The following is a 24,190-nucleotide window of genomic DNA, read 5'->3' as shown; positions in this document are numbered from 1 at the left end:
TGCTCTTCGCCTATTTTTTATTCTGAGTCTGTTGCGTCAGGCTTGTCTTGTTCTTCTTTGCAGAGTTGTTCTACGAAGTCGTTGAACCAGTCTTTGTAGTCTGGGTGGTTGCGGATGTTATCGAAGTCTGTGTCGGATCTTAGGTGGTTGCAGGGGGGAAATCCTAGCTCACTATTCTTCCTAGCTAAAAGCCACTTTTTGCAATCTTCGAATTGAGATTGAAGTGAGGCTATGCAGGCGAGGTTATATGCTCCTTTGCCTTCTAAAATTTCTTCAGCACGAAGTGCTTTTTCTTTCGCTTGTTCAAGCAAATTGTTGTCAATGTTTTGAGGATCTACTGTCGCTTTGGATGCTAATAATATTGCCCAGTTGTACCATACCCCATATAATTCTGGTTTAATGTCGGTGGCTTTTTTATATTTGTCTTCCGCATTATTCCATAGTGTTATTTTTTCTTCTCCATTAGCTTGCTTTGCCCTATCAGCTAACAGAAGTGCCCAGTTGTTCCATGCCTTAAAGTCTTCTGGGTTAATATCCGTAGCTTTATTGAATTTATCTTCAGCTCTATCCCAGAGCTTTAATCTATCTTCCTCGTTAGCTTGCTTTGCCTTCTCTGTTAAAAGAACTGCCCAGTTGTTCCAAGTGTTAAAGTCATCTTGACTAATGTCCGTAGTTTTTTTGTATTTGTCTTCGGCTTCATTCCATAGTTTTAATTTTTCTTCACCGTTAGCTTGTTTTGCCCTATCTGCTAAAAGAAGTGCCCAGTTGTACCATGCCGCAGATAATTTAGGGTTAATGTCCGTAGCTTTTTTATATTTATCTGCCGCTTCATTCCATAGTTTTAATTTTTCTTCACCGTTAGCTTGTTTTGCCCTATCTGCTAAAAGAAGTGCCCAGTTGTTCCACGCCGCAGTGTCTTTTGGGTCTTCAATTGTAGCTTCTCGGTAGTGGTGAGAGCTTTTCTCAAAGTATTCGGATTTAACTTTTGGGTCTGATTCCTGCTTGTACATTTGTTGGTACAAGTTACCAATTTTGAAGTTAGTTTCACCATGGTCAGGAAATTCTTGCTCTATTGTCTGCCATATACGTAGTGCTTTATCCCATTGCTCATTCATCTCGTGCTTTAAAGCCCTTGCCTTAAGGCTAGTGAAAAATTCTTCAGATTTACTAGAGGCAACATCTTCGACAGCTTCTTTTGTCTCATCGTCCATGTCCTCAATCTTGTTATCATATTTGATATTTCTAACTTTCTCTTGATGCTCTTCAAGAATTTCATCTGATTGGTCTGCGTTAAATTTACATCTGTCTTTTAGTTTTCCACATTCTTCCTTCAGATCTTGGCATTCTTCTTTCAAGATATTAATTTCATTTTTCTTTTCATCAAAAAGTTTGTTTAGCTTTTCTTCGAATTCTTTTTTGTCTTTTTCTATTGTTTCTTTTTGGTGTTCAGCATTACCCTTGATCTCATTAAGAGTCTCTTTGATTTCTTTTTCGAATGATTCTTTTGCTTCTTTTGTCTCAGCTTTTAATTCAGCACGGTTTTGCCTGTTATTAATAGTAAACCAGACAGCAACACCCGCCATGTATATTCCCATAATGCCGGAACAGAACATAAGGGCGTAATACCAATAAGTAGATACATTTTCTCTATTGGTTACCCAGTCCTTAACCTCCACCAACCGATCATTACTATTCTCAATTTTCATTTCTTGAACAGCAGCATTCTTACGCATTTCAGTTTCAAGCTTGAAAAGATCATTCTGCAATTTCTGAATTTGGACGGCGGTGTCTTGCGGTTCAGCCGCAGCCCCCACACCCCCACAAACCCCGATCACCAAAACAAGGGCAAGCAGCATCATAGAAATAAAGCGCATTAATCCATTTCCCCGACTCATATATTCACTCCAACTGAACGAAGTTCTTAATCAAATATAATTTGTAAATTACAGCTCTGCTCTTTTACAGGATCAACCATATCCCGTCCAGTAAGCGGAATAGAAAAGTAGATACTCCGCGCACAATGAAAGACCGCTTTTAATTCTTTACCCAACCCCGAATCCAGCCTACAACCTCCCACATGAGCAATACCTCTTCTAAATATGATGTGATTATCCTCGGGGCGGGCGCTTCCGGGCTTTATTGTGCCATGCATGCTGCTGCGCGCGGGCGCAAGGTGCTGGTGCTGGACCATTCCGGTAAGGCGGGGCGTAAGATCCGTGTTGCCGGGGGCGGGAAGTGTAACTTTACCAATATGGATATGGCGGCGGATAACTATATTTCTGCGAACCCCCATTTTGTTAAGTCCGCTCTGGCGCGGCATAATCAGTGGGATTTTATATCCTTTGTTGCCGAGGCCGGGATTGAATATGAAGAGCGTGAGGATGGTCAGCTCTTCACTCTTGAAGGGGCCGGACAGATTGCCGGGCTGCTGGTTTCCAAATGCCACAGGGCGGGCGTGGAAACTCTGATGGACCGCCAGATTGAGGAAGTGAGCGGTGAAGGGCCTTTTGTGGTGCGCAGCGGAACGCAGGTCTTTGAAGCTGAGTCTCTGGTTGTGGCGCTGGGTTCCCCGGCATGGCCGCAGGTGGGGGCTTCGGCTTTCGGTTACAAGCTTGCGGAGCAGTACGGATTGAATGTGTTTCCGGCGCGCCCTTCGCTGGTTCCGTTTACCATCGGCGGACGGGACGGCAAGTTCTGCAAGGAGCTGAGCGGAAATGCTCTGCCTGTGGAAATCAGTTGCGAGAAACGCACTTTCGCGGGCGATATGCTTTTTACCCATAAAGGTATTTCCGGTCCGGCGGTGCTCCAGATATCCAACTACTGGCGGCGCGGTTCAGCGTTGACCATTAATCTGCTGCCTGAGCATAATATTTCAGATTTACTTGAACAGAATCGGGCCGAGAATGTGGCCCTGCATAATTTTTTGAGCCGTTACTTTACCCGCAAGATGGTCGGGCTGCTGCTTGAAGGGCAGGACGCAGATACTCCGGTCAGCCAGTTGACCAAGAAGCGGCAGCTTGCCCTTGCCGAGCGCATTCACGCGTGGGTGGTCAAGCCGCAGGGAACCGAAGGGTTCGCCAAGGCTGAGGTCGCAGCGGGCGGTGTTGATACTGCCGAAATCTCATCCAAGACAATGGAAGCCAAGAAAGTTCCCGGGCTTTATTTCATAGGCGAGGTTCTTGATGTTACCGGATGGCTGGGCGGATACAATCTACAGTGGGCATGGTCTTCGGGCTATGTTGCAGCGCAGTTTATTTAGCTTGCTTCCATAGCACCCTGACTGGTTGCTTCTTTGATGGTATCCAGCATAGTGTTGAAATCAAAAGGCTTGCAGATGTAGTATTTTACCCCTGCCTGTCTGAATTGCTCGAAGGCATCTTCGTAGCAGTGCCCGGTCATGGCTATGATTGGAGTCTGGGATTTTTCACCGAAAATGAAATCATCCCGGATTCTCGAAATAGCTTCAAATCCATCCATTTCCGGCATTTGGATATCCATCAGGATGCAATCGAAATCGTCTTCATGCAGCTTGTCCAGTGCTTCCCGTCCATTGGTTGCTACGGTAACTGTGAATCCGTTTTTTTCAAGCAGGCGGGAAGCGGAAAGTGTATTGATTTTTTCGTCGTCTACCAGAAGTATGTTCATAATTTTAGTTTAATAGAAAAAAGGTCAGCATGTAAAGCTGCTAAAAAATAGCCCCCGCTTCCAACCGGAAGCGGGGGCTTTTTTGTGTCCTTATTCCAGTCCCGGGGGACAGGTCTAATTACATTTCGTTCGGCAGCTTTTTGAGCTGGTCGTATGTGTAGACGGGACCGTCCTGACATACGTAGCTGGTGCCGATGTTGCAGCGGCCGCAGATGCCGACGCCGCATTTCATGCGTTTTTCAAGGGTGGTCACAATCTGCTCATCCTTGAAACCGAGCTTGGCGAGAGCCTGCACGGTGAATTTGATCATGATCGGCGGACCGCAGGTGATTGCTACGGTGTTTTCCGGCTTGGGTGCGATGTCCAGCAGCACGTTGGGAATCAGACCCACGTTGTGCTCCCAGCCTTCGTATTCCGCATCAATGGTCAGATGGGTGTCGAGGTCGTCGCGTTCCAGCCATTCGGGCAGCTCGTACTGGTAAGCCATGTCCACAGGAGATCTAGCACCGTAGAGCAGAGTGATCTTGCCGTAGTCCTTGCGGTTATCCAGCATGTAGTAGAGCAGGGTGCGCAGGGGGGCCATACCGATACCACCACCTACGAAGACGATATCTTTACCTTTCATGTCTTCGTAGGGGAAGTAGTTGCCCAGAGGTGCGCGCACGCCGATCTGGTCGCCTGCACTAAGGGTGTGCAGTTTTTCAGTAACTTCCCCGGTGCGCATTACACTGAACTGCAGGTAATCCATGCGGGTGGGGGAAGAGTTGATTACGAAAGTGGATTCACCGATGCCGAAGGCGGACAGCTGTCCGACCTGACCGGGTTCAAAGGTGAAGCTCTCTTTGATCTTCGGGTCGTTCAAGGTCACCCGAAAGGTCATGATATTGGGAGTTTCCTGAATGACCTCCTGAATGGTGGCCATTGCAGGAAGGTAAGGATTGCTAACCATCTGCCTTCTCCTTTGCTTCGTATGCAATAGCGTTCAGGACGATTTCACGGATGTCCACACCCACGGGGCAGCTCTTGATACAGCGACCGCAACCGCAGCAGGATATAACTCCGTCATGCAGGTCAGGGTAGTAGCTGAACTTGTGACCGACCCTGTTTTTCAGGCGGTGGGCCTTGGTGGGGCGGGGGTTGTGTCCGCTGGCCTCAAGGGTGAATGTGTTGGACATGCAGTTGTCCCAGCTTCTGATGCGCTCACCTTTGACTCCATCGGATTCGTCGGTGATGTTGAAGCAGTAGCAGGTGGGACAGAGATAGGTGCATGCGCCGCAGCTGAGGCATTTTGCAGACTGTTCTTCCCAGAAGCCCATGTCGTCGAAAGCTTCGAGAAGCTTTTCAGGAGCCTTGGAAAGGTCTTTTGCTTCGCCCATGGACTGGTCGGCGTCTGCACGGAACTTGTCGGCATCAGCCTGTTTGGAACCGCCGTCTTCCAGCATGGAGCTGGAAAGCAGGGCTTCGCCGCGGTCGCTGACTGCTTCGAGGAAGTAGCCTCCGTCCACGGGAACCATGAGCACGTCTGACCCGGCAGGGTCGGACGGGCCGGAACCAACCCAGTTACAGAAACAGGTTGTTTCGCCTTTTTCACACGCGAGAGTGATGAAGAAGGTGTTTTCCCTGCGGGCTTTGTAATATACGTCCACGTGTTTGCCGTTCAGGTAAACACGGTCGAACATGGTGAATCCGCGGGCGTCACAGGGACGGCTGCCGAAAACGACCCAAGATGATTCAGGAAGGGTTTCCTTGATATCAAGGGCTACTTTCTCGGGATTCTCAAGATCTTTGATGTGGCTGAATTCAACCAGTGTTTCACTCTGGGGGAAGCAGGCCTTCTTGGGAGGCGCGGTTGCTTCTCGCTCGATGTTGAAACCTTTCTTGGCATCGTAGGGCTTGAATACGATGGAGTCGCCCTCGCTGCGGGGAGCGAGTACTTCGTGTTTCTGGCCCAGTTCTTCCAGCCATGCCGAAACTTTGTCGGATTTGATGAATTTTGCCATGGCTACCACTCCTTCTCCTTGATTGTCGGTTCATCAATTTTGAAGGTCTGAAGCGGAGGAGTTGCCTCAGGATCAAGTCCGGCTTCGTAGTTGAAGACTTCCTTGATTTCCTTGTTGAACTTCTTCTTGAAGAGCAGGATGGGGATGTCTACCGGACAGGCGCGCTGGCATTCACCGCATTCGGTGCAACGGCCGGTAAGGTGGTAGGCATGGATGACCTGAAACATCCACTTGTCGCGGACGTGGTCTTCCTGGCTCAGCCAGTGAGGATCGCGGCTCTGGGCTACGCAGTGATCGCGGCATACACACATGGGGCATGCGTTGCGGCAGGCGTAACAGCGGATGCAGCGGTCCATTTCGCCCAGCCAGAAAGCGAATTTCTCTTCGGTGGACTTGGCTTCGAATTCTTCAAGGTCTTTGTAGCCGTCTTCAAAGGAAGCGGTAGCTTTGACTTCTTCACCGACAAATTCGTCGGAGAGGACTGCGTTGGGATAGCGGCAGGTTTCGCACTTTTCCGCGATGACATCAGCCATAGGCAGTTTGTGCTCTTTGCCTGCAACAGTGAGCATGACTTCGGAGTCGGTCACTTCGCAGGCTTCAACCATGCCTACCTCACCAACCGCGCGGCGGATCTTGGTCTGGTCTACAACACCGTTGCAGCCGAAACCGAAGATGGTTACGTCTTCGCGTTTGATGAGGTTTTCCTGCAGCAGTTCAACAACGGAACGGCTGTCGCAGCCTTTAACCACGATACCGACCTTTTTGCCTTTCAAGGAAGGTAGGTAGGTAGCGAGGTTGTGAACGCAGAGCGCGTCCACTTTCAATTTATCTATATCTTCTTCCCTGCGTATGAAGTGCGGGGTGGCATGCAGCGGGTCGAAGCTGTCCGACCAACCGATGACCACATCCAGCTCAGGCAGGGCATCCTTAATTTGTTTTTTAAGATCTTCCAGATTTTTCACTCTGTTTCTCCTTGGGTGGAATCGCCCTGCCTAGAGGGATTCTTCCATCAATTTGAGTGTCGCCTCGGCTTCGGGGCCCTCGATCTTGCGGGCCGGGCCGAGTTTGTGAATCTGTTCGGTGAACTTGGTCACAACTTCCTGCCAGCGCTGGCCTTCTGATGCAGAAACCCAGGTGTAGTCGAAACGCTCAGGCTCGATTCCCAGCATGGAGATGAACCTTTTGAGCATTTCCAACCTGCGGCGTGCATAGAAGTTGCCTTCTGCGTAGTGGCAGTCGTTGGGGTGGCAACCGGACACGAGCACTCCGTCCGCGCCGGACATGAGTGTCTTCACAATAAACAGAGGATCAATTCTTCCTGAACAGGGAACCTTGATGATTCTCAGATCGGTCGGCTGGGTGAACCTGCCTACGCCTGCGGTATCCGCGCCGCCGTAGGAGCACCAGTTGCAGAGAAAACCGACGATTCTGAGTTCTTTACCTTCTAGAACCGGCATACTGCGTTAACCTCCGCAAGAATCTGGTTGTCAGTGAAGTGCTGGAGCTGGATTGCACCCTGCGGACAGGTGGATGTGCAGATACCGCAGCCCTGACATATGGTTTCAATTACATCGGCTTTGGGCTGGCCGCGGAAGTCGATTTCTTTAATCGCTCCGAAGGGACAGGTGCTGATGCATTTGCCGCAACCGATGCAGCGTTTGATATCAACAACGGAAACTGCGGGGTCACTTTCCAGCTGGTCCTTGGAGAACATGGCCAGAACCTTTGCCGCTGCCGCACTACCCTGTGCAACAGAGGAAGGAATGTCTTTGGGACCCTGACATGAACCTGCGAGGAAAACACCGGCAGTGTTGGTTTCAACAGGCTTCAGTTTGGGGTGTCCTTCCATGAAGAAACCGTATGCATCGTAGGAGATGCGCAGTTTCTTGGCGAGGTCGGAAGCGCCTACAGCGGATTCTGCGCCGACTGCGAGGACAACGAGGTCCGCATCGACTTCAACCTGTTCGCCCATGAGGGTATCAGCACCGCGGACAACAAGTTTGTCGCCTTTGGGGTAGATCATGGATACGCGTCCACGAATGTACCTTGCTTCGTATTCTTCCTGCGCCCGGCGGGTGAATTCGTCGAACATCTTACCCGGGGAACGGATGTCCATGTAGAATACGTAGGACTGTGAATCCGGGCAGTGGTCTTTGGTCAGGATGGCCTGCTTTGCAGTGTACATGCAGCAGAAACCGGAGCAGTAGGGGCGTCCGATGGATTTGTCACGGGAGCCTACGCACTGGATAAAGACCACGTTCTTGGGTTCCTTGCCGTCGGAAGGACGTTTGATGTGTCCTTCGGTGGGGCCGGAAGCGGAGAGCATGCGCTCGTACTGCAGGGAGGTGATTACGTCGGGGTATTCACCGCCGCCGTATTCGCCGTAAACAGTCCAGTCCACGAGGTCGAAACCGGTAGCTGCAACAACAGCACCCACTTCTTCGACTACGAACTCGTCAACCTGATCGTAAACGATGGCTTCAGAGGGGCAGACCTTGGCGCAGACGCCGCATTTATCGCGTTTGATTTTGATGCAGAAGTTGGGATCAATGACCGCTTTCTTGGGGATAGCCTGAGGAAAGGGGATGTTGATCGCAGTGGTTTTACCCAGTTCTTCGTCAAAGGGGTTGTCAGCCTTTTTGCTGGGGCATTTTTCCATGCAGATACCGCAACCGGTGCATTTGTCCCAGTCAACATAAGTGGCTTTTCTTTTAACCTTGACGGAGAAGTTACCCACATAACCGTTTACTTCTTCAATTTCTGCACATGCGTAGAGAGTGATGTTGGGATGCTGGGCAACGTCAACCATGCGGGGGCCGAGGATACAACTGGAGCAGTCCACTGTGGGGAATGTTTTATCCAGCTTGGCCATCTTACCACCGATGGAGGATGTTTTTTCAACAAGGATGACATCAAGACCGCCGTCGGCGCAGTCCAGTGCTGCCTGAATACCGGCAACACCGCCACCAACAATCATAACCCTTTTGTTCATGTCAAAGAATTTGGCATTAAGGGGTTTGTTGTTGAGCAGCTTTGCAGCAGCCATACGAACAAGATCAACAGATTTGTTGGTGTTGGCTTCACGGTCGCGGCCGATCCAGGAAACGTGTTCCCTGATGTTGGCCATCTCGAACAGGTAGCGGTTCAGGCCAGCTCTTTCCAGCGTTTTGCGAAAGGTTGGCTCGTGCATTCTGGGTGTGCAGGATGCAACGACTACGCCGTCGAGTTTGTGTTCCTTGATTGCTTCTATTATCTCATCCTGTCCGGGTTCGGAGCAGGCGTACATTGTATCTGTTGCGAAAACAACACCGGGGAATTCCCGTGCGGCTGCAGCAACGGCAGCGGTATCCACGGTACCTTCGATGTTTGTCCCGCAATGGCAGACAAAGACTCCTATTTTCATTTAAGTCTTCTCCTTAGCAGGGTTTCCGCTATTTTTTCTCTTCTTTGCTGATGGCATTGAGTGCGTTGCGGGGGCTCACACAGAGCTTGTCCATTCCCAGTTCTTTTTCACTCATGCCAAGGGCGATGCCCATGAGCTGGGTGTAGTAGAAAATGGGCAGGTTGTGCTTGGCGTTTGTGGCAGAATTGACCTGTGATTGACGCAGGTCAAGGTTCATCTGGCACAGGGGACAGGCAGTGACCAGCGCATCCACGCCGATATCATCCGCAGCTTCAAGCAGCTTACCGGACAGTCTCATGACCACGTCTTTGCGGGGGATACCGAAGGAAGCACCGCAGCATTCAACCTTCAAGGGGAAGGGAAGTACGGTAGCACCCATGGCTTTCATGATATTGTCCATAGCCATAGGATGTTCGGGATCATCGAAGTTCATGACTTCGGGAGGACGGTTCATGATGCAGCCATAGTAGGCGGCAACTTTGAGGCCCTTCAGCGGTTTCTCAGTGCTTTCTTTCAGAGCCTTGAGACCGAGGTCTTCAACGAGGATCTGAAGTACGGACTTGGTTGCAACTCCACCGTTGTAGGGATTCTCCAGCAGTTTGTTGACCTTCTCGCGCATTTCATCTTTTTCCATACGATGTTCTGCGGTTTTGAGGTTGGTCAGGCAGCTGGGACAGGGAGTGATCGCTGTGTCCAGATTCATCTTTTCCACCAGCTGCAGGTTGCGGGCGGAGAGTGCGCTTGAAAGGGTATGGTCCACGGTATGGGCCGGGGTGGATCCGCAGCAGCTCCAGTCGGGGATATCATTAAGATTGATCCCCAGCTTCTGACAGACCGCCCGGGTGGACATGTCGTATTCCATGGATGTTCCGGCGCCGGAGCATCCAGGGTAGTATGCATATGTTAAGGAATCACTCATTTGCGGGACTCCTCTTCGAATCTTTGGAAGATTTTTTTGATTTCATCCTTGCCCTGTATTTCGTGGGGTTTGAAATGCATCTTGCCCTTGGGCAGCACTTTCGGTCCCAGATCAAGATCGGTCCAGAATCTGCCTGTTTTGGCAACATAAGCCGCAAGCAGACCTACTTCGAATACTCTTCCGTTATTTTCAACGGAATCGAGGAAGCTGTCCCAGAATTTCTTGACCGTAGGAACGGGAGCGTAGCCTTCCCTGCGGGCCATATGGCGCAGCACATCCATGATGTGGGCCACGTCGATGTTGTTGGGGCACCTTGTGGTGCAGGATTCACAGGTTGCACAAAGCCAGAGGGATTTGCACTTGAGCACAGTTTCCTTTTGCCCTGCCTGAACCAGACGCATGATTCTGCTTACAGGGATGTCGTACGCAAATGAGTACGGACACCCGGCGGTACAGTTACCGCACTGGTAGCAAAGGGACATGTTTTGTCCGCTTTCTTTTTCTACCTGCTTTACAAAATCGGCATCGTAAGTCTTGGTAATGTTAACTATTCCCATAAATGAGTAGCCGCCTTCCGCTTTAAAGATCCGGTGGAGCAGACCTTTAGTTTCCGTAGATTGGCTTAAAGATTATTGACAGAGTATGGATTCTTAAGATCGCGTATTCTGCCAGAACTTCTATAGATACTGCAAGTAGTAATAACGCCTTTTAATACGGTTTCTTTTGTGTGAGACTTTTAAAATATATTGTAGTAAAAATAATTCATGAAAATAAGTTCCATGATATTAAGGTGTTTACTAGATAAACGATAAGGTAATAGTTTTGTGAATTGCAAATTTGCTGGAGAGATGCCGGTTGATGCGTATGAAAAGTATGCGCTTGAGTAATTCTGGTACATTTTTTTAGGGTTTTCAGTATAGAATTCCAGTGATTCATTTTTGTGACAAAGCTGTTGTGGGGATGTTAATTTGCACTTCACATCTATATAAAAAGCGCGTAATTAAAAAGTGTTTAAAAATAAAAGCTTGGTACTGCTGTCAATAGCAGTCAGCCTTCTTCGTTTGTGGAAGTGGTGTTTGAGGTATGGTCTTAACTAGACGATCAAACAAAAACGGGGTGAGCATGAGTGGGAAGAACTTTGCCGTACGCATAGGGGTGTTCGTTGCGGTCATTGTAGTCTATAGCTGTTCTATGGTCGGATACGGAATTACGGATTCGGCTGTTTATGTAGGCTCTGAGGCGTGTGAAGAGTGTCATGAGGTTGAGTACAGTAATTATAAGAAATTTTCAAAAAAAGCACATTCAAGCAAGAGCGTAAAGATTATGGCCTCTGACTTGGATTCAGATGAGTTGAAAGAATGTTTTGCCTGCCACGCTACCGGATACGGTAAGCCTGGTGGGTTTGTTTCTTTTGAGCAGACACCTCATCTGGCTGACGCAGGCTGTGAAGTCTGTCACGGTCCCGGTTCCCTGCATGCGGAAGACGGTGATCCTGAACTGATTAAGCGTAAAATGACCATTGAAGAGTGCGAGGTCTGCCATAACGCGGAGAGAGTAAACAACTTTAATTACAAACCGCTGATTTTCGGCGGAGCCCACTAGGGGGGGACTATGAAATTTATCAAGACTTCCCTGGGTAATAAGGTTCTTGTTCTCACCTCTCTATTAACTGCGACGGTTTTTGTGGGGCTGTTTCTGGCAAATTCTTTCTGGCAGCGCAATACCATGATGGAAGAGATTGAACGCAATGCCTACAAGACTGCGGACATGCTGCAGCTGGCCATACGTGAGCCCATGGCCAAGGGTGACAACCGGGCAACCACTGAAAAGTTTGCTACTGTTTCCGACAAATATTCCGACGTTGATATTTATCTGACCAACTTCAAGGGTAATATTACCTACTCTACCAACAAGGGTGATATCCGGTCTGATGTGAATGAAAAACTGCGCGACAAGGATATTCTGGCCCTCGTTGAACGCAGTCTTAAAGATCCTCTTAAAAGCGGACTTCTTTCTGAAATGAACGGGAAAGAGGTGTTTGTTGAGGTTGAGACAATTAAGAATGAGAAGGGCTGTTACCACTGTCACGGTAGAAGGCAGCCGGTTCTGGGGACACTTGTGATGGTACAGGATGTGTCACCGCAATTTGCAGCTTTCCATGAGTCTCAATTTAAAGGTGCAGCCCTGTCCCTCGGTGGGTTCATAGCCCTGCTGGCGGCACTTCTCTTTTTTATGCGCAGGTCTATTGTCAACCGTATTCAGGTGATTTCCGGTGCTACCAGTGATTTTGCGCAGGGTAATCTTGATGCAAAATTCGCTGTGAACTGCAGTGACGAGCTTGGCTCTCTCGGTGAGCATCTCGGCGAAATGGCCCGCCAGATTAAGGACCAGCTGGTGTACAACCGTGGTGTTCTCAACGGAATTACCGTTCCGATGTTTGTAACCGACGGCGATAATAAAATAGATTTCATTAACGGTCCCATGCGGGAAATCCTGAATAAACCTGAATCCGATCTGCTTGGTGTTTCCGTAAAACGCTTTTTCGAGGTCGATGGTAAGGATTTGACAGCGAAAGCTATTTCTTCAGGTGAGTGTCCTGAAGGGCTATTGCGTTTCAACAGGGAAGACGGTGTTGAATTCCCTCTGCGCTATCAGGTTTGTCCGCTGCTGAATGCAGAAGAAGAGACTGTCGGTGCTATTGCAGTGATGGTTGACCTGACTGAAGACGAAGCCAGTCGTAAGCATATTGAGCAGCAGCAGGAATCCCTGCTTGAAGTAGCCAACGAGGTTACTGAAGTATCCAAGGCTCTGCTGTCGTATACTACTGAGCTTTCCATGCAGATGAACGAACTGACTGCAGGTGTTGATACCACTGCCATGCAGACTGGCCAGGTTGCCACCGCCATGGAAGAAATGAATGCCACAGTTCTTGAAGTTGCCCAGAATACGGGGGAAACCGCAGAAGCTTCTGATAGAGCCAATTCTGTGGCCCGTGACGGAGGGCAGGTTGTCAGCAATACTGTTTCCGAGATTCATATCGTTACGGAAACCACAGAAAAGCTTTCTGATATGTTGGCTGATCTTTCGGATCGGGCCATTAATATCGGCCAAGTCATGTCTGTAATTAATGATATTGCTGACCAGACAAACCTGCTGGCTTTGAATGCGGCAATTGAAGCAGCCCGTGCTGGCGAAGCTGGTCGCGGTTTTGCGGTTGTTGCTGATGAAGTTCGTAAGTTGGCTGAAAAGACCATGGGCGCAACCAATGAAGTTGAAAACGCGATATCACTTATCCAGCAGTCTACAGATCAGGTTGTTTCTGAAATGGGCGGTGTGCGAGGAAGGGTAGAGAATTCCGTGAAAATGGCTGAAGGAGCCGGTGGTGTTCTTGATCAGATCGTCAATGAATCCGAAAGCATCGCCGACATGGTAAGAGCTATCGCCACTGCAGCAGAACAGCAGACTGCGACCAGTGATGAAATCAACAACAGCGTGACCGAGATCAACAGTCTGTCACAGGCGCTGTCCGAAGGTATTCAGAACGCCAACACCAATATTCAGGAAGTGGCTGGAATGGCCCAGAAACTGAGTCAGCTGGTTGAACGTTTCAAGTAAGATAGGTTTATAAAGAATTAAAACCCCCTTCTGCATTTGCAGGAGGGGGTTTTTGTTTCTCCGGCGGTTCTTCTTCTCTGGACTCCTCACTTCTTTCTCAAAAGCGTGTGAGTAAGTTTTGTATGCTTTCTTTTGCGTCAGATATTAAAATATCCCCCAAAATATTATGATGAATATTGTGGGGGATATTTTAAAAATTTTATGTGCGAAGCGGCGAAGCCTTAATAAAAAGTTTTGGGTTTCTGGCATTAGCTCTTCGGCGAGCGGTCTTCCGCGAGTCTTAGAGATAACGACAGTGGAACAAATCCATTCCCAAAGGGTTTAAGTCCGCCGGGAGGCTCCCAAAAGGGATAAATAGATTAACGCCAGCCTTTGCCGGAGTTACTGAAAATTTCTGTGATACGGATATTCTTGACCGGCTTGAATCTATTAGCTCGTGCTTCTTGAGGAGTTTTTCCGGTGCTTTCGTAGATTGTCTCGATGTACTTAAGCAATCCGACCATTCCTTTGCTCTTGGCACTGGTTTTTTTTACTTTGCAAGCGATGGTGTCGGGTGAGATCGCGTGGTAGCGGGCAAGGTAGTTGCCGTTTTTCTGTAGTTTTATTTCCATGCGGCCGAAGCCTTTAATGTGGCTTTTGTTGAGTTTTACCACCCAGCCGAAAGCAAAATTTGTGAATGCTTCCAGTTCTTCAGGTGTTCCGGGCTGGGATGCAGAAGCAGTTGTGCAGAGCAGCAGGCAGATAAAAAAAGATGTGATAAGCTTGCGGGCTGGTTTCATCAGTCACTCCAAATTGAGAAAGGGCAGGAGTAATGACCTCCTGCCCTTTTTGATGTTGTACAGGCTTTTAGTCTTCTACGTCGATTTCAACGCGACGGTTAAGCTTGCGGCCTTCTTTGGTTGTGTTGTCGTACTTGGGATTTACTTCACCGTAGCCTTTCACCTGCAGGCGTTCAGGAGCAATACCGTTTGCAGCCAGCCAGTCTGCAACAGATTTGGCTCTGCGTTCGGAGAGACCCTGGTTGTATGCTTCAGGGCCGGTGGAGTCAGTATGACCGCCAACCATAACTTTAAGGTTCGGGAATTCGTCGAGCATTGCTGCTGCTTCGGTCAGCGCAGGAACCATTTCGTCAGTAATCTGGTATTTATCGAAACCGAAGTTGAAGTTACGGAAAACGATTTTTTCCTGAACAGGAACAACCGGAGTGATAACAACTTCTTCGATTACTTCAACGATGAGTTCTTCTTCCTGGGTGTAGAAAACATCCTGTGCGAACTTTTCGAGAACTGCATTGTTGGAAAGAGCAGTTGCTTCAACATAGACACCGCAGGGAGTGATGCTTGCGAGGCGTTTCAGGGTCGCTTTACCACGCGGGGTGTCAGCAACGCTGATTACGTGCAGGCAGAAACGGTCGCCGTATTTTTTCGCCATGTCATTGACTACGAGGGAGGGGTTTCGGCCACTGTTGGTCAAACCGTCGGAAACAAAGATAACCGCGAACTTGCCGTTCCAGGTTTTGAGGACACCATCAAGGTCGGTGAAACCTTCACCCATCGGAGTTGCCTGGAAGAAAGGCAGGTCGCTGGGTACGTTGCTGAGCCCTTTGGCCATGGAAGATCTGCTGAAAACAGATTTGGGCGCGTAGGTTGCCAGCTGGGGCATTCCGTAAAGAGCGGAATCATAACCCAGTTCAGGAACAACATTGTTCAGCTTTTTAAGGGCATTGAGAGCGGCAATGATTTTAGGATTGCCGGTGGATCCGTATGCCTGAGCCATGGACGGAGAGGTGTCCACGAAATATGCAAAAGAATCAACTTTGGGTTTCAGGATGATTCTGGATTCTGCGAAGGCCATTGAGCCGAAGGCCAGGAGAGTGGCTAAGGCAACTGTCAGGATTAAAACAACTTTTCTGTTAAGCATTATGAGGGTCCTCCGGTAAGTTGGGTTAACTGTTAAAGGTGAAATTTTTAACTCTACCAAAATTACGGTATTGGCAGACCTAAATCAATAGTTTTGTGTTATTTTTATGACCAATACTTAATTATCAGTGCTAGCGAAATGTTTTTCAAGCATGATTTTAAGGATGGTCCTGTCTGTATCAATCATTCCCTGTGTGCTTAGAGTGCCGATGTTCTGCATTGTCTGCTCTGGGGATGATCCGATGATACCGTCTGTGGCATGCACGTTGACACCGTGGATAGCAAAAAGTGCAGCCTGAACAGCAGTTCCGGCAGCGGTCGCAAGTTTGAGGGCGCATCCGCACTTGGCTCCGTCACAGATTATTCCAGCCAGATCTTCGGTAAGATTGGTGATAGCCCCGGCCATCTGCGAAGGGGTTCCTCCCATAAGGTAGGTTATCCCTGCAGTTGCACCGGCCCCGGCAGCCACAGAACAGCCGCAGACAGCAGAAAGTCTGCCTGTCTGAGCCTTTACGTAAGCTGTGACAAGATGGCTCAGCGCGATAGATTCAAGCATGATCTTTTCCGAACAGTCTACGTATTCGCTGACTGCGTGGATAGGCAGAATCGCGGTAAGGCCGTGGTTTCCTGACCCACCGGAACTCATGGCCGGCAGTTTGATTCCACCCATGCGGGCATCAGATGCAGCTGAAGTTATAATTCGTGCAGCTAGGATCATGTCCCGGCTCAAAATTTTCATGCGGGCCAGTTTTTCAAGCGTTGCACCTACAGACAGTCCGGGGCCATGTCTCAGTCCGTATTCGGCAAGGCGCATGTTATAGGTGATACCTTCGCTTAAGAAAGCGAAGTCGTCTGCATCAAGATCTCCGATCATGTCTACAAGGTCAGTAAGCGAAAGGGATTTAATGTAATTTTCAAGCTTGGTCATGTCGGCTTTCTGGGCCTGCTTGGTTCTAACCAGTGAAGACCCTTCAACTGGCCTACCATTAAGGGTCAGGGAAACAATGTTGTCGTGGACTCCTTCAATGATGGCCTCGACATTACCTGATTTGAATGTGAGGAGTGCCCTTACGTAAATGCCGTGCCGGTCTTCTAGCAGATTGACTTTGACGGGATTTGTTTCTTTGAATTTGCAGGCCTTTTGAGTTGAGACTTCATCTAGAGGTTCAAGGACTTCAAGTCCGAGTTTTGGATCGCCGTAAAGTGCACCCAGCGTGGCTGCTGTGTCCAGACCGTTCAGTCCCCCGGTTCCGGGAATAATAACCGCCAGCCCATTTTTATAGATGTTAGGATCAACCCATACTTCAATTTTTTCCGGGTGTTCAGCAGGGATGACAGATGCTGCAGCAGCAGTCGCCAGAGCTATTGCGACTGGTTCGGTGCATCCCAAGGCGGGGGAAACTTCAAGGTGAAGAATCTCTTTGACTGAATATTTCATAGGCTGTTCCTATTATTAAATTTTGAAAAGATCCTGTGCCTCAGTGTGTGTTGAAATTTAAACAGCGTTTGTAAATAAAGTCTAGAGAAAATCATAATAAAAAAAATGTATAAATAAATATACCATGAAGAAAATATGAATCAAGTTTAAAAAAGAGTAATAAAAATATTAAAATGCAGTTTGTTTGTATTGTTGTGCGTCGAATAGGTGTTTCCTTTGTTGTTTATAACATGATTTCTTTATTCCTGTTTAGAGTTGTATTTACAAAAATAATTATCTCAAGCTCAATTAATGTTAAAAGGGAAATTTTACTTAAGCTTGTCTGTAAATATTTCCTTTTTACTTAAATGTAGTTGAAAAGTGTCTGAAAAATAAGTAACATCCGGCAACTTGTATTGTGTGATTGATTTAATAGATGGTTGTATCTGCTTAAAATAGCGGGAGAATTTATATATGTATATCGTGACTGGCGGGGCTGGATTCATCGGCAGTGCCATGGTCTGGAAGCTGAATCAGATGGGAATCGACGATATCCTTATCGTTGATAACCTTGCAAAAACAGAGAAATGGAAGAATCTGGTTAATCTTCGCTACGAAGATTACATTCACCGGGATCAGTTTTTTAAATTCATTCTGGAAGGGGATGATCCTTTTAAAACTGACGCTGTTATTCATATGGGTGCCTGCTCCTCCACGACTGAACAGGATGCGGATTTCCTCATGGAAAATAACTACCGCTACACCCAGATGCTCTGCCGCTTCTGCCTGCAGCATGATGTTCGTTTCATCAACGCATCCAGTGCTGCCACCTACGGTGACGGCAGGTTCGGTTTTGATGATGATCATGAAGGTATCGACCGGCTGCAGCCTATGAATATGTACGGCTATTCCAAGCAGCTTTTCGATCTTTGGGCTAAGCGCGGAGGCGTTCTCGACAAGCTGGTCAGCCTCAAATTTTTCAATGTATTCGGGCCGAATGAATATCATAAAGATGACATGAAGAGCGTTATCTGCAAGGCGTTTCACCAGATAGGCGAAACCGGTGAGATGAAGCTTTTCAAATCTTATAAGCCTGAATATCCTAACGGCGGACAGAAGCGCGACTTTGTTTACATCAAAGACTGCGTGGACGTAATGTGGTGGTTCCTTGAGAACCCGCAGGCCAACGGTATTTTCAACATCGGAACCGGAAATGCTCGTGAGTGGAATGAGCTTGCGCGTTCTGTTTTTGCGGCCATGAATGTAGACCCGAACATCAGCTACATCGAAATGCCCGAAACAATCCGGGATAAGTACCAGTATTTTACTCAGGCCAACATGGATAAGCTGGTTGCCGCCGGGTATGATAAGCCGTTTACTTCCCTTGAAGACGCGGCCAAAGACTATGTGCAGAATTATCTGGCTCAGGAAGATCCTTACCTGAAAAGCTAGTTGAATATCAAAGGGCAGGTTGTTTTGAAATCAAGGTTCGCCATATTCGTAGTTTTACTTCTTCTCAGTCTGCCGTGCGCTTCTTTTGCGCAGGAGCAGATAAACGTTCCCATGACCGACAGCCAGGGCGTGGAGCAGAAGGGGGAGCAGTGGAAATTTTCCGCAGATAAGCTCGTTGTCGAAAATGACAGTGAGTATCTTCAGGCTTACGGTAACGTAATCCTGCGCAGCGGCGATAACTATATCAAGGCGGATTTTGCCCGCTTTTACCAGACTACCAAATGGATTTATCTGCGCGGAAATGTAAAAGCGCAGGTAAAAGGTGATTTTTACGATGCGGCCGAGGCCGAATTCGACCTGAACAACATGGTCGGGTGGCTTAAAAAGGGTCGCGTTTTTGTTGCCAAGCCCCATGTTTATTTTGAAGGCGAATTCATCGAAAAGCACAACGGTGCCACTTACAGTTTTAAAGACGTGAAAGTGACTGCTTGTGAAGGGGAGAATCCTCTCTGGGAATTTGAATCCGGAGAAGGTGATATCACCATCAACGGTTACGCAAGGCTCTGGCATTCCAAATTCAATGTAAAGGGTGTCCCGGTTATGTACACTCCGTACATGGAACTCCCGGTACAGCGTGAGCGTCAGTCCGGTATACTGAACCCGGAAGTTGGTAATTCAAACCGTCTGGGTAACAGAATCAATGTCCCGTTCTATTGGGCTATTGATGATGAAATGGATATGACTTTTTATCCGGAATACCTGAGTAAACGCGGTTTCAGGCCCGGCGTTGAGTTTCGCCACTCTGAAGATGTGAATACCAAGGGATCATGGCGTGCGGACTGGTTGCATGACAGCAAAAGTTATGATGACCCCAATGATGCCAGCTATTCATTCAGTGATAGCACGATCCGTCCGAACCAGAACCGCTGGTGGATCAGGTCTAAATATGACGGCTACATCGGTAATCCTGACTGGCAGACCATCTTTGATATGGACCTTGTCTCCGACCAGGATTACCTGCGTGAGTTCCGCTCCGGCTCGAACGGTTATGACGCCACACGCGATTCCTTTCTTGATAAATTCGGACGTGACATTGCCACTGCCGACTCCACGAAAAGGACCAGTACCGCATTGGTAGCCAGAAGCTGGGACAAGTATTCTGTTTCAGGACTAGCCCAGTACACAGAGAATCTGCTCTACCGCAACGGGAATAATCCTTCCACTAAAGATCCTACATTACAGACGATGCCGCAGCTTTCCGCTTTTGCATTCAAGGATAATTTTTTGGGAAGTCCTATTGAGTGGGAGGGTGAATTTCAAGGCAGTTATTTCTGGCGCGAATATGGCTCCACCGGTGGGCGTTTTGATATCAAGCCCCAGTTCAGTATGCCCATGCGCGCCGCTGGCATAACTATCATTCCCCGCGCAGGGATCAGGGCGACCAACTACCTTGTTAGCTCATTTCAGAATGCCAGCACCTCTGTTAGCCGTGATACCAGCCAGACCCGTATTCTGGCCGATGCCGGAATTAGTGCGGCTACAGATTTCTACCGTGTCTTCGATCTGGAATCCATTCCTGTTGTCAGTGAGGAAAATGTAGGCCAGTCCGGTTGGACCCGCATGAAGCACAATGTCATTCCCCGCCTTGAGTATTCTTGGGTACAGGATGACTCCGCTTCACAGGCCAAACTTCCTTACTTTGATTCGCGTGACCGTATTTCCGAGCAGAACGATATTGTTTTCTCTCTGACCAACGTGTTTGACCGCAACCGGGCGACTGTAGCTCTGGGTGATGATGGCAATCCCGTTCTTGAAAATGACTATCTCGAATTTTTGCGTGTCCGCCTTGAACAGGGCTATGATATAGACGAAGAAAACCGCTCCATCGAACTTAGCGAATACGAGCGCAGGCCTTTTTCCGATTTCATGGCCGAGATTATCCTTTCACCGTATAATTTTGTGAACCTGACTTCGCGTACATGGGTCTCGCCATATTTGGGTGATGTTACTGAACATGAGAATATTCTGAAGTTTTTCTACAACGAGTATGCAGAGTTCTCACTCGGTTATGACTATCTGCGCAAGATTGATGAGTATAAACGCCAGCAGGATTCCGACATGCAGATCGTTAGTTACGGTATGAAAGCGAAACTTCCCTGGAATCTGCAGATTGGTGGTAAATTCCGTTCGGATCTTAATGATGACCGCGATCTTGAAAAGACAGCGTCCATCGGCTGGAATCACCAGTGCTTTTTCATGGAATTTGTTGCTTCCAAGACTACTGTTGATGAGCGTTTTGCTGTCAACTTCAACCTCATTGACATGAGTGTTTTTTAGTCCCAAATCGCAGAAGCGACCAGCAGCATAAATGATTATCTTAAGGCCCCTCGTCAGTATAGACGGGGGGCTTCGCTTATTGTACCGTTGATTGACGATTTGAACATAAGCATAATGAAAAATAATTATACCGAACAGATAAGATAATTATGAGCACTTCTGAAATTCATGTCCTTCCGGCTTCGCTGCGTAACCAGATTGCTGCCGGTGAAGTTGTTGAAAGACCCTCAAGCGTTGTTAAAGAGTTAGTTGAAAACTCCATTGATGCAGGCAGTACACAGGTGGATGTTGCTGTTGAGCGCGGAGGACAGGGCTTTATCTCCGTGAAAGACAACGGGCGTGGTATTGCCGCAGATGAATTGAAATTGGCCGTTACCCGTCACGCCACCAGCAAAATTTCCAATATTGATGATCTTTCCGCAATTACCAGTTTCGGATTCAGAGGGGAAGCTCTCCCAAGTATTGCTTCTGTCTCCCGCTTCAAAATGAGTTCTTTCCGCAAGGGCGCGGACGAGGGCTGGGCTATAGATGTGGAAGGGGGAACGGTAATTGAGGAGGGGCCTGCTGCGATTCCGGGCGGTACTTCCGTTGAAGTTCGCGACCTGTTTTACAATGTTCCGGCCCGTCTTAAATTTCTGAAGACCGAGAGCACTGAGGCGCGCCGTTGTAATCAGGTGCTTTTCAAGATGGCTCTGGCCAACACTCAGGCCGGCTTCTCTTTTACTTCCAATGGACGGGAGCAGTTCCGTCTTCCAGCGGATCAAACCCTTCCCGAACGGCTTTCTGTCTTCTGGCCGCGCAACATTTGCGAATCATTGCTGGAATTTTCCCATGAAGCCGGAGAAATGAAGGTTCACGGTTGCGCGGGGATTCCGGCGCTGGCGCAAGGGCGCGGGGACCGAATTGTCATGTTCGTAAATGGACGTCCGGTTCAGGATAAACTGCTGCTCAGTGCTGTTCGTGGTGCCTACAAGGGTAGATTGATTTCACGTGAATATCCGCAGACCGTCCTTTTTCTTGAGTTGCCTCCGTCGCTGGTGGATGTAAACGTGCATCCGGCGAAAATGGAAGTTCGCTTTCAGGAAGAACGGGCAGTGTTCGGCATTATCCGCAACGGAATAGGGCAGGCATTATCGCGCTATGAGCTTGGTATTGTTGAAGGCGACAGCCCGATGGAAAGACATCCAGAAATACCAGTCCGGGCGAATAAACTGGAAAAGAGGTTGTCGGAAAGTGTGTCTCTGCCCATTGAACCTGCTGCTAAATTTTCCAGCTGGAATGAATACAAGAATACAGATTTTACAGCTTTGGATGATGATGACGCAGAGGGCGCACGCAGTTCATCCCTGCCGGAATTTTCCGTTCATGATGCAGCTGAAAGGCTGATGGAACCGGACGTGCTCCATGAGCAGACTGCGGACTATTCAGCGCAGCAAGTTCCGGGGCAGGACGCTTCGGCTCATGATATTCCGACTCCTGAAGCTCAACGCTATGAATCAGGTTCAGCCGGGCCGATTTATGTTCCCGGTTCCCGAATTGAATATCTGGGGCAGGTGGCAGATACTTATCTGGTGCTGAAGCTTCCTAACGGTTCTCTGGGACTCTTGGATCAGCACGCCGCCCATGAGCGGGTGATCTATGAAAACATGCGCAGCCTGCGTACGCGAGGAGAATCACGTCCTCTGGCACTGTCCATCGACATAGCCCTGCATCCCAGTGAAGTGCAGCGTGTTCAGGAAATGTGGGAAGATTTACAGGCTGCCGGATTTATGCTCGCACTTGAAGCGGGGCAGACTCTGTCCATGCGCGGAATTCCTCCGGGACTTGAAACCGGAGAGGCAAGGGAGTATCTAAAGGCAGCTGTTGACGGACAGGCCAAAACACTCGATGATCTTTGGATTATGCTTTCCTGCAAATCAGCCATCAAGGCCAATTTGGCTTTGGCGGCCGATGAGGCACTGTCTTTACTGGAAGCATGGGTAAAATGTCCGCAGCGGGAATATTGTCCGCATGGTCGTCCGGTACTGGTCAGCTGGTCTGCGCTGGAAATGGAAAAACTTTTTAAACGTAAGTAAGCCAGTCTCAATCTCAACCGGAGTCTCCAATGACAATCGGATATAATGCACTTGAAGTTGAAGTTGATTTGAACGCCATCCGCCATAACTACCGTTTACTTTGCGAAAAAGGCAGCAGGGTTTACGGCGTGGTTAAAGCTGATGCTTACGGTCATGGATTGATTGAAGTGGCCCGCGCCCTTGAAGAAGAAGGTGCCGATACTTTTGCTGTCGGAACTGTAAGCGAAGGGATGCAGTTGCGCGAAAGCGGGTGTTCCAAGCGAATAATTTCCCTGCTGGGGCCGCTTAATGAGCAGGATTGTTTTAATGCCGCCCAGAATGGTATCATCCCGTTCATCGGGGAATTTGAGCAGTTGGAAATGCTGGCCGGAGTTGTTTCCGCACAGGGTCGAAAAGTCGAAATAAGTTTAAAGTTCGATACCGGTATGTCCCGTCTCGGATTTAGTGTCCGGGAGCTGGATAAATTGATCAGCTGGCTGAAGGCTAATCCTGAAGTCCGTCCGGTTCTGGCCAGCTCGCACCTTGCCACATCGGATGATCCGGCTTACGAAGGGTACATGTCCGTGCAGGCTGTGACTTTTTCAAATGTCCTGCAGCGGCTCGCTAATGCCGGATATGAGCTGGAAGCTTCGCTTGCCAACTCCGCCGGGATTCTGGTTCATGATCAGGTCCACTATTCCGCACAGCGCGGTGGTATCGCCCTGTACGGCTCCAATCCGCTGCATGGAACAGATTGGAGCGCAGCCGGTGAGCAGCTTAAGCCTGCGATGCAGGTGCGCACCAAGATTGCGGCTGTGCGGAAACTGAAAAAAGGGCAGGCCATCAGCTATGGTTGTACCTACACCGTAGATCGGGATATGACAGTAGCGATTGTCTGTGCCGGGTATGCAGATGCATTCAGCCGCGGGCTTTCAAATGCCGGACAGGTCTGCATCCACGGCAAACGTGCCAGGATTCTGGGCCGGGTGTGCATGCAGCTTTGCATTGTTGATGTAAGCCATATTGATAATGTTAAGTTCGGCGACAGTGCCTATCTGCTCGGCGGCGAAGGTGAAGGCCGTATTACTGCGGAAGATCTGGCCGGTTGGTGGCAGACTATTACATATGAAATTTTTTGTCTTCTGGGGATGAATCCGAGGACATATAAAAAATAATAAACGGGAGATATAGCATGTCTTGGAAAGTAGCAGAAAGTCATCCGCTTAAGGATGTTGATCCGGCTGAACTGAGAAGTAAATGGGTGGATGTAGCCATGGATATGGCACTCATTCCCGAGAACAACATCCGTGTTTACATCGAAGACGGCATCGTCCGCATCGAAGTGAGCGAAGAACTTTACAACTGCATGGCTGGAATCTAGCTATGGGGTAAAAGGCGGTCTGCAAGGCCGCCTTTTGTTTTTTCCGTC

Annotated in this window: 20 protein-coding genes; 8 read left to right on the top strand and 12 right to left on the bottom strand. The window is 48.7% G+C overall.

What is annotated here, in order from left to right; genetic code table 11:
• Positions 1–17 precede the first annotated feature (17 nt).
• Entirely contained in the window at positions 18–1,895 is a 1,878-nt protein-coding gene (locus ACNI29_RS04395; RefSeq protein WP_419780971.1) for a TPR end-of-group domain-containing protein, read from the bottom strand.
• Between the two features lie 182 nt (positions 1,896–2,077).
• On the opposite strand from ACNI29_RS04395, the gene ACNI29_RS04390 reads away from it, so the two are divergent.
• Positions 2,078–3,259 (top strand): BaiN/RdsA family NAD(P)/FAD-dependent oxidoreductase, encoded by a 1,182-nt coding sequence (locus ACNI29_RS04390; RefSeq protein ID WP_419780970.1) that lies wholly within the window; start codon positions 2,078–2,080, stop codon positions 3,257–3,259.
• On the opposite strand, the gene ACNI29_RS04385 is transcribed toward ACNI29_RS04390, so the two are convergent.
• The 8 genes from ACNI29_RS04385 to ACNI29_RS04350 form a co-directional block, all read right to left on the bottom strand.
• Complete coding sequence (locus tag ACNI29_RS04385; protein WP_419780969.1) at positions 3,256–3,645, bottom strand: response regulator; 390 nt, start codon at positions 3,643–3,645, stop codon at positions 3,256–3,258. The two genes, ACNI29_RS04390 and ACNI29_RS04385, sit on opposite strands and share 4 nt — an antisense overlap.
• A 118-nt stretch (positions 3,646–3,763) precedes the next feature.
• Complete coding sequence (locus tag ACNI29_RS04380) at positions 3,764–4,594, bottom strand: FAD/NAD(P)-binding protein (RefSeq protein ID WP_419780968.1); 831 nt, start codon at positions 4,592–4,594, stop codon at positions 3,764–3,766.
• Positions 4,587–5,645 carry a 4Fe-4S dicluster domain-containing protein gene (locus tag ACNI29_RS04375; RefSeq protein WP_419780967.1) on the bottom strand — a complete coding sequence of 353 codons (1,059 nt, stop codon included), beginning with the start codon at positions 5,643–5,645 and terminating at the stop codon, positions 4,587–4,589. The genes ACNI29_RS04380 and ACNI29_RS04375 overlap by 8 nt, the downstream gene beginning before the upstream one ends.
• Before the next feature lie 2 nt (positions 5,646–5,647).
• Positions 5,648–6,607 (bottom strand): 4Fe-4S dicluster domain-containing protein, encoded by a 960-nt coding sequence (locus tag ACNI29_RS04370; protein WP_419780966.1) that lies wholly within the window; start codon positions 6,605–6,607, stop codon positions 5,648–5,650.
• A gap of 30 nt (positions 6,608–6,637) precedes the next feature.
• Positions 6,638–7,102 (bottom strand): hydrogenase iron-sulfur subunit, encoded by a 465-nt coding sequence (locus tag ACNI29_RS04365; protein ID WP_419780965.1) that lies wholly within the window; start codon positions 7,100–7,102, stop codon positions 6,638–6,640.
• Positions 7,090–9,048 carry a 4Fe-4S binding protein gene (locus tag ACNI29_RS04360; RefSeq protein ID WP_419780964.1) on the bottom strand — a complete coding sequence of 653 codons (1,959 nt, stop codon included), beginning with the start codon at positions 9,046–9,048 and terminating at the stop codon, positions 7,090–7,092. The genes ACNI29_RS04365 and ACNI29_RS04360 overlap by 13 nt, the downstream gene beginning before the upstream one ends.
• 28 nt (positions 9,049–9,076) lie before the next feature.
• The gene (locus ACNI29_RS04355; protein WP_419780962.1) at positions 9,077–9,967 is read right to left on the bottom strand and encodes a CoB--CoM heterodisulfide reductase iron-sulfur subunit B family protein; all 891 of its coding nucleotides are present in this window, start codon (positions 9,965–9,967) and stop codon (positions 9,077–9,079) included.
• A complete protein-coding gene (locus ACNI29_RS04350) occupies positions 9,964–10,524 on the bottom strand; it encodes a 4Fe-4S dicluster domain-containing protein (RefSeq protein ID WP_419780961.1) in 561 nt (186 codons plus the stop codon). The genes ACNI29_RS04355 and ACNI29_RS04350 overlap by 4 nt, the downstream gene beginning before the upstream one ends.
• 565 nt (positions 10,525–11,089) lie before the next feature.
• Here ACNI29_RS04350 and ACNI29_RS04345 point away from each other — a divergent pair.
• Together ACNI29_RS04345 and ACNI29_RS04340 are read left to right on the top strand one after the other, a co-directional pair.
• Entirely contained in the window at positions 11,090–11,569 is a 480-nt protein-coding gene (locus ACNI29_RS04345; protein ID WP_419780959.1) for a cytochrome c family protein, read from the top strand.
• Between the two features lie 9 nt (positions 11,570–11,578).
• Positions 11,579–13,582, top strand: coding sequence for a methyl-accepting chemotaxis protein (locus ACNI29_RS04340; protein ID WP_419780958.1), 2,004 nt, complete (start codon positions 11,579–11,581; stop codon positions 13,580–13,582).
• A 359-nt stretch (positions 13,583–13,941) separates the two neighbouring features.
• On the opposite strand, the gene ACNI29_RS04335 is transcribed toward ACNI29_RS04340, so the two are convergent.
• From ACNI29_RS04335 to ACNI29_RS04325, 3 genes are all read right to left on the bottom strand, one after another.
• On the bottom strand, positions 13,942–14,361 hold the full coding sequence (locus tag ACNI29_RS04335) for a hypothetical protein (RefSeq protein WP_419780957.1): 420 nt from the start codon (positions 14,359–14,361) through the stop codon (positions 13,942–13,944).
• A 67-nt stretch (positions 14,362–14,428) separates the two neighbouring features.
• The gene (locus ACNI29_RS04330) at positions 14,429–15,502 is read right to left on the bottom strand and encodes an OmpA family protein (protein ID WP_419780956.1); all 1,074 of its coding nucleotides are present in this window, start codon (positions 15,500–15,502) and stop codon (positions 14,429–14,431) included.
• Between the two features lie 117 nt (positions 15,503–15,619).
• Positions 15,620–16,939, bottom strand: a complete 1,320-nt coding sequence (locus ACNI29_RS04325; protein ID WP_419780954.1) for an L-cysteine desulfidase family protein — start codon at positions 16,937–16,939, stop codon at positions 15,620–15,622.
• A gap of 453 nt (positions 16,940–17,392) precedes the next feature.
• On the opposite strand from ACNI29_RS04325, the gene rfaD reads away from it, so the two are divergent.
• The 5 genes from rfaD (at position 17,393) to ACNI29_RS04300 (ending at position 24,142) form a co-directional block, all read left to right on the top strand.
• On the top strand, positions 17,393–18,370 hold the full coding sequence (gene rfaD, locus ACNI29_RS04320; protein ID WP_419780953.1) for an ADP-glyceromanno-heptose 6-epimerase: 978 nt from the start codon (positions 17,393–17,395) through the stop codon (positions 18,368–18,370).
• Between the two features lie 111 nt (positions 18,371–18,481).
• Entirely contained in the window at positions 18,482–20,707 is a 2,226-nt protein-coding gene (locus ACNI29_RS04315) for an LPS-assembly protein LptD (RefSeq protein ID WP_419780952.1), read from the top strand.
• 149 nt (positions 20,708–20,856) lie between these two features.
• A complete protein-coding gene (mutL, locus tag ACNI29_RS04310) occupies positions 20,857–22,782 on the top strand; it encodes a DNA mismatch repair endonuclease MutL (RefSeq protein WP_419780951.1) in 1,926 nt (641 codons plus the stop codon).
• A 29-nt stretch (positions 22,783–22,811) separates the two neighbouring features.
• Positions 22,812–23,936 (top strand): alanine racemase, encoded by a 1,125-nt coding sequence (alr, locus tag ACNI29_RS04305; protein ID WP_419780950.1) that lies wholly within the window; start codon positions 22,812–22,814, stop codon positions 23,934–23,936.
• Between the two features lie 17 nt (positions 23,937–23,953).
• On the top strand, positions 23,954–24,142 hold the full coding sequence (locus ACNI29_RS04300) for a hypothetical protein (protein ID WP_163350618.1): 189 nt from the start codon (positions 23,954–23,956) through the stop codon (positions 24,140–24,142).
• Positions 24,143–24,190: the final 48 nt, after the last annotated feature.

Source organism: Maridesulfovibrio spiralis (SeqCode), assembly GCF_048571135.1.
In the GTDB taxonomy this organism is placed as follows: domain Bacteria; phylum Desulfobacterota; class Desulfovibrionia; order Desulfovibrionales; family Desulfovibrionaceae; genus Maridesulfovibrio; species Maridesulfovibrio spiralis.
The sequence above is the reverse complement of the archived record's forward strand: the minus strand, read 5'-3'. Positions and strand labels throughout refer to the sequence as shown.

What these genes read in the sequence shown, in the direction of transcription:
- ACNI29_RS04380 (WP_419780968.1), bottom strand. Translation starts at nt 4,594, where the DNA reads ATGGTTAGCAATCCTTACCTTCCTGCAATGGCCACCATTCAGGAGGTC.
- ACNI29_RS04335 (WP_419780957.1), bottom strand. Translation starts at nt 14,361, where the DNA reads ATGAAACCAGCCCGCAAGCTTATCACATCTTTTTTTATCTGCCTGCTG.
- ACNI29_RS04345 (WP_419780959.1), top strand. Translation starts at nt 11,090, where the DNA reads ATGAGTGGGAAGAACTTTGCCGTACGCATAGGGGTGTTCGTTGCGGTC.
- alr (WP_419780950.1), top strand. Translation starts at nt 22,812, where the DNA reads ATGACAATCGGATATAATGCACTTGAAGTTGAAGTTGATTTGAACGCC.
- ACNI29_RS04300 (WP_163350618.1), top strand. Translation starts at nt 23,954, where the DNA reads ATGTCTTGGAAAGTAGCAGAAAGTCATCCGCTTAAGGATGTTGATCCG.
- ACNI29_RS04390 (WP_419780970.1), top strand. Translation starts at nt 2,078, where the DNA reads ATGAGCAATACCTCTTCTAAATATGATGTGATTATCCTCGGGGCGGGC.
- ACNI29_RS04340 (WP_419780958.1), top strand. Translation starts at nt 11,579, where the DNA reads ATGAAATTTATCAAGACTTCCCTGGGTAATAAGGTTCTTGTTCTCACC.
- ACNI29_RS04360 (WP_419780964.1), bottom strand. Translation starts at nt 9,048, where the DNA reads ATGAAAATAGGAGTCTTTGTCTGCCATTGCGGGACAAACATCGAAGGT.
- ACNI29_RS04355 (WP_419780962.1), bottom strand. Translation starts at nt 9,967, where the DNA reads ATGAGTGATTCCTTAACATATGCATACTACCCTGGATGCTCCGGCGCC.
- ACNI29_RS04350 (WP_419780961.1), bottom strand. Translation starts at nt 10,524, where the DNA reads ATGGGAATAGTTAACATTACCAAGACTTACGATGCCGATTTTGTAAAG.
- mutL (WP_419780951.1), top strand. Translation starts at nt 20,857, where the DNA reads ATGAGCACTTCTGAAATTCATGTCCTTCCGGCTTCGCTGCGTAACCAG.
- ACNI29_RS04375 (WP_419780967.1), bottom strand. Translation starts at nt 5,645, where the DNA reads ATGGCAAAATTCATCAAATCCGACAAAGTTTCGGCATGGCTGGAAGAA.
- ACNI29_RS04385 (WP_419780969.1), bottom strand. Translation starts at nt 3,645, where the DNA reads ATGAACATACTTCTGGTAGACGACGAAAAAATCAATACACTTTCCGCT.
- ACNI29_RS04325 (WP_419780954.1), bottom strand. Translation starts at nt 16,939, where the DNA reads ATGAAATATTCAGTCAAAGAGATTCTTCACCTTGAAGTTTCCCCCGCC.
- ACNI29_RS04395 (WP_419780971.1), bottom strand. Translation starts at nt 1,895, where the DNA reads ATGAGTCGGGGAAATGGATTAATGCGCTTTATTTCTATGATGCTGCTT.
- rfaD (WP_419780953.1), top strand. Translation starts at nt 17,393, where the DNA reads ATGTATATCGTGACTGGCGGGGCTGGATTCATCGGCAGTGCCATGGTC.
- ACNI29_RS04315 (WP_419780952.1), top strand. Translation starts at nt 18,482, where the DNA reads ATGACCGACAGCCAGGGCGTGGAGCAGAAGGGGGAGCAGTGGAAATTT.
- ACNI29_RS04365 (WP_419780965.1), bottom strand. Translation starts at nt 7,102, where the DNA reads ATGCCGGTTCTAGAAGGTAAAGAACTCAGAATCGTCGGTTTTCTCTGC.
- ACNI29_RS04330 (WP_419780956.1), bottom strand. Translation starts at nt 15,502, where the DNA reads ATGCTTAACAGAAAAGTTGTTTTAATCCTGACAGTTGCCTTAGCCACT.